The following is a 3,977-nucleotide window of genomic DNA, read 5'->3' on the forward strand; positions in this document are numbered from 1 at the left end:
CGCTCGCGCTCGACCTCGCTGTCGCCGACGTAGTGGTTCTCGTACCAGTCGCCGTTGAGCGCCCAGCCCTGCTCCCGCACGGCGGCCAGCTCGCGGCGCAGGGCCCCCGGCCCGGTCAGGGTGTGCTGGGTGTGGCGCACCAGCGGGGCGCGGCGGCTGCCGGAGAAGGCGAGCAGCACCTTGCCGAGGGCGCAGGCGTGCGCGGGCAGCAGGTCGCCCACCTCCAGCTCCTGCTGGGTGTCGTCGGGGCGGAAGACGTGGTGCACGACGAGGGCCGCGCCCTCGGTGGTGAGGGTGGCCAGCCGCACCGCCTCGCCGGTGCGCGCGGCCAGGGAGTCGGCCCAGTTCACGGCGCGGGAACGCAGCTCGTTGGCGTCGAGGCCGGTGGAGGCGAGGTCGGCCAGCGCCGGGCTGGTGCGGTAGCGGGCGCCCTCGCCCTGCTCGACGAGACCGACGCCGACGAGGGTGCGCAGCAGGCCGTGGGCGGTGGTCTTGGCCAGCCCGAGGGAGTGCGCGGCCTCGGCGACGCCCACGCCGGCGGGGGAGCGGGCCAGCAGCTTCAGCAGCGCGGCGGCGCGCTCGACGGACTGCACTGGCCCCGGCACGCCGCTGAGGCTACGCGCCGCCGCGCCGGTTCAGGCGCCGGTGCGCATGGCCGCCACGTGGGCGACGAGGTCGTCCAGCGCCCGCTGGAACTCGGCCGCGGAGTGGTCCTCGGTGAGCTCGGCCTGCAACCCGGCCACGGTGGGGAACCCGGCCAGGTCCCCGACGCCGGGATCGGTGGGGGCGGGCTCGTCGACCGGCGAGGTGTCCACGCCGATGGCGGAGACCTCCAGCAGCAGGTGCCCGAGGAGGAAACTGGTGAACGCCCGGTAGGCGGCGACGGCCTGGCGGCCGGAGAACCCCGCACCGCGCAGGGTGCGCAGGAACAGCTCGACCCACCGGACGCTGCGCAGCGGGGGGCGCAGCCAGGGCGCGGCGGGCGGGCGGGTCGCCACGAGGGGGAACACCTGCGGGTGGGCCAGGGCCGCGCCGCGCACGGCGTGGGCGAGGCGCTCCAGGTAGGCGTCCCAGGTGCCGGGTTCGGCCTCCTCCCGGCGCATGACCTCCAGCACGTCGTCGACGACGACGCCCACCACCGCGTCGAGCAGGGCGTCGCGGCCGGGGACGTGCCGGTAGATCGCCATGGGGTCGACGCCGAGGTAGGCGCCCAGGCGCCGCATGGTCAGCTCGCGCATGCCGTGCTTGTCGACGAACTCGACGGCGGCCTGCACGACCCGGCCGCGGGTCAGCTGCCGGGGGGAGGCCGCGGTACCGGGACGCCCCGCACCCGTCAGCCCGTCCGCCATGCCGTCCTCCGCTCCGCGTCGTGGGTCACGTGTCAGCCGCGGCCGTGTCCTGCAGCCGTCCGCCGCAGCCGTCCGCCGCAGCCCCGTCGCGCGGCTGCGCCCACGCCTTCCCTACCCCGTCCCGCCGGGGGGACACGTCGGCGGGGGCACATCGCGCGCAGCGCAGCGAAGCGGATGCGGAGCGTGACGGAAGATCGCCGATGGGTGAAAGTCGGGCGATCCGTGCATGGATCGCGCGGTGGTGGGCACCACCACCACGACGGCGGTTCCGGATGGCCGCCTCGATGTCTACGGAGTAGACATGGCGTCGCCGCCCCGCGGAGCGGGGTGGGAGCGGCTGCTGGCGAGCAGCAGCGCACGCCGTGGTGCAGGCCGGGGGCGTCGGGCGTCCTCCGCGGCGCACCACCACCAGCACGTCCGGGCAGCACGCAGGCCCGGGGAGCACGCAGACCGAGAAGCACGCAGATCCGAGGAGCAGGAGCAACGATGACCGAGAACACCTCCCGCACCGACGTCGCCGCCCTCTACGAGGCCACGGTCTACGAGTCGGACGGTGACAAGATCGGGCGCGTCGGCACGGTGTACCTCGACGACGCGACCGGCCAGCCCAGCTGGGTGACCGTCAAGACCGGCCTGTTCGGCAGCTCCGAGAGCTTCGTGCCGCTGGACCGCGCCCAGATCTCCGGCACCGAGATCCGGGTGCCCTACAGCAAGTCCCAGATCAAGGACGCCCCGCGCACCGAGACCGACGCCGAGCTCACCCCGCAGGAGGAGGAGCGGCTGTACGAGTACTACGGCCTCGGCACCGGCACCTCCGCCACCACCGGGACCTACGAGACGACGACCACCACCTCCGGCACCAGCCACGGGGAGGGCGTCGCCGGCCGCATCCGCGACGCGGTGAGCGGTGACCGCGACGAGACCACCGTGCGCGGCGCCGGCCACGACACCTCCGGCCCGAACACCGACGACGCGATGACCCGCTCGGAGGAGGTCGTGCACGCCGGCACGGTGCGCCGCGAGGCCGGCCGCGCCCGCCTGCGCAAGCACATCGTCACCGAGCAGGTCTCCGAGACGGTGCCCGTCACCCGCGAGGAGGTCGTCGTCGAGCGCGAGCCCATCACCGAGGCCAACCGCGGTGCGGCGCTCTCCGGTGGTGACCTCACCGAGGAGGAGCACGAGGTGATCCTCCACGAGGAGGAGGCCGTCACCCGCAAGGAGACCGTGCCGGTCGAGCGCGTGCGCCTCGGCACCCAGGAGTTCACCGAGCAGCAGACGGTGACCGACGAGGTCCGCAAGGAGGTCATCGACGTCGACACCGACGCGACCACCACCACCGCGACCGACCGCGACCGCCGCTGACCCACCACCCGCCCCGCCCGGCCGGCGGCACCTGCACCACGAGGAGGACGACGTGAGCACGCCGCAGAACCCGGCAGGCACCGAGCACGAGCTGGTGCTGTCCGCCGAGCGCTTGCAGCACGACGTCGTCCGCGTCCCCCGCGAGCGGGTGCGGATCTCCAAGCGCATCACCACGGAGATCCGCACCCTGCAGGTCCCGGTGCGGGTGGAGCAGCTGGTGGTCCGCCACGAACCCGTGGACGGCCCCGGGGCCGCCGCGGGCGCCGCTCCGGCGGAGGACCTGGTGCTCGTGCTGCACGAGGAGGTCCCCGCCGTCTCGTTGCAGGTACAGCCCGTCGAGCGCGTGCGGGTGCGCGTGCAGCGGGTCGAGGGCCGGCAGAGCGTCTCCGCCCTCCTCTCCCACGAGGAGGTCGAGCTGACGGTGGAGGAGTTCCCCGGCACGCAGGACGGCACGGTCCGCGGCGCACCGCCCGGCACCTGAGGCCGGCCGCCGCGCTCAGGTGGACGATCCCACCCCGCGAGGGGACGCTTGATCGTGGTGGCCGCCCCACCGGCCGAGGACGAGGAACGCACGGGCACGCAACGACGGAGGACGAGGAGAACAGCATGTCGACCAGTTCCACCGGGGACCACGGATCCGGCGCGTACGGCCAGGGCCACGAGGGCCAGCGCCCCGAGACCGGCGAGCGCCAGGAGGAGCAGGCGCCGACGAGCGAGTACGGCAGCGCCCAGCCGACCTACGGTGCGGGGACCACGGGCTACGGCGCCGCGGCGACGAGCCCGGCCCACGGCAGCACCGAGGCCACGTACGGCACCACCGGCGCGGAGCCGACCTACACCACCGAGCAGACGTACGGCACGGGCGCGACGTACAGCACGGAGCAGACGTACGGCACCACCGAGCCGACGTACGCCCCGGAGACCACGTACAGCACGGAGCCGACGTACGGCACCACCGAGCCGACGTACGGCACCGGCAGCACCGAGGCGACCTACGGCACGACGGGTGCGGAGCCGACGTACACGACCGAGGCGACGTACGGCACCGGCAGCACCGCGCCGGCGTACGGCACCGAGGCGACGTACGCCGCGACGACCGGTGGCACCTACGCCACCGAGACCGCCAGCGCCTACAGCGCGGTGTCGGCGCCGAACACCCCGCAGGGCGGCGAGCAGGGCGCGGCGCAGCAGACCGCCGGTGCGGCCAAGGAGCAGGCCAGCGCCGTCGCGGGGACCGCGAAGGAGCAGGCCAGCGCCGTCGCGGGG

The 3,977-nt window shown here is 74.8% G+C and carries 4 protein-coding genes and 1 pseudogene; 3 read left to right on the plus strand and 2 right to left on the minus strand.

Annotated features, from left to right (window positions below):
* Positions 1 to 605 (minus strand): IclR family transcriptional regulator (locus ABEB16_RS19255; protein WP_345713822.1); only part of this gene is annotated, 605 nt, incomplete at its 3' end.
* Between the two features lie 30 nt (positions 606 to 635).
* Positions 636 to 1,349, minus strand: coding sequence for a TetR/AcrR family transcriptional regulator (locus ABEB16_RS19260; RefSeq protein ID WP_345713823.1), 714 nt, complete (start codon positions 1,347 to 1,349; stop codon positions 636 to 638).
* Between the two features lie 486 nt (positions 1,350 to 1,835).
* On the opposite strand from ABEB16_RS19260, the gene ABEB16_RS19265 reads away from it, so the two are divergent.
* The 3 genes and pseudogenes from ABEB16_RS19265 to ABEB16_RS19275 form a co-directional block, all read left to right on the plus strand.
* Positions 1,836 to 2,711, plus strand: a complete 876-nt coding sequence (locus ABEB16_RS19265) for a DUF2382 domain-containing protein (protein WP_345713824.1) — start codon at positions 1,836 to 1,838, stop codon at positions 2,709 to 2,711.
* Positions 2,712 to 2,763: 52 nt separating this feature from the next.
* On the plus strand, positions 2,764 to 3,192 hold the full coding sequence (locus ABEB16_RS19270; protein ID WP_345713825.1) for a DUF2382 domain-containing protein: 429 nt from the start codon (positions 2,764 to 2,766) through the stop codon (positions 3,190 to 3,192).
* Between the two features lie 125 nt (positions 3,193 to 3,317).
* Positions 3,318 to 3,977: pseudogene (locus tag ABEB16_RS19275) on the plus strand (hypothetical protein); the annotation flags it as partial.

Origin of the sequence: Kineococcus glutinatus (assembly GCF_039542765.1) — a bacterium.
In the GTDB taxonomy this organism is placed as follows: Bacteria; Actinomycetota; Actinomycetes; order Actinomycetales; family Kineococcaceae; genus Kineococcus_A; species Kineococcus_A glutinatus.

What these genes read in the sequence shown, in the direction of transcription:
- ABEB16_RS19265 (WP_345713824.1), top strand. Translation starts at nt 1,836, where the DNA reads ATGACCGAGAACACCTCCCGCACCGACGTCGCCGCCCTCTACGAGGCC.
- ABEB16_RS19260 (WP_345713823.1), bottom strand. Translation starts at nt 1,349, where the DNA reads ATGGCGGACGGGCTGACGGGTGCGGGGCGTCCCGGTACCGCGGCCTCC.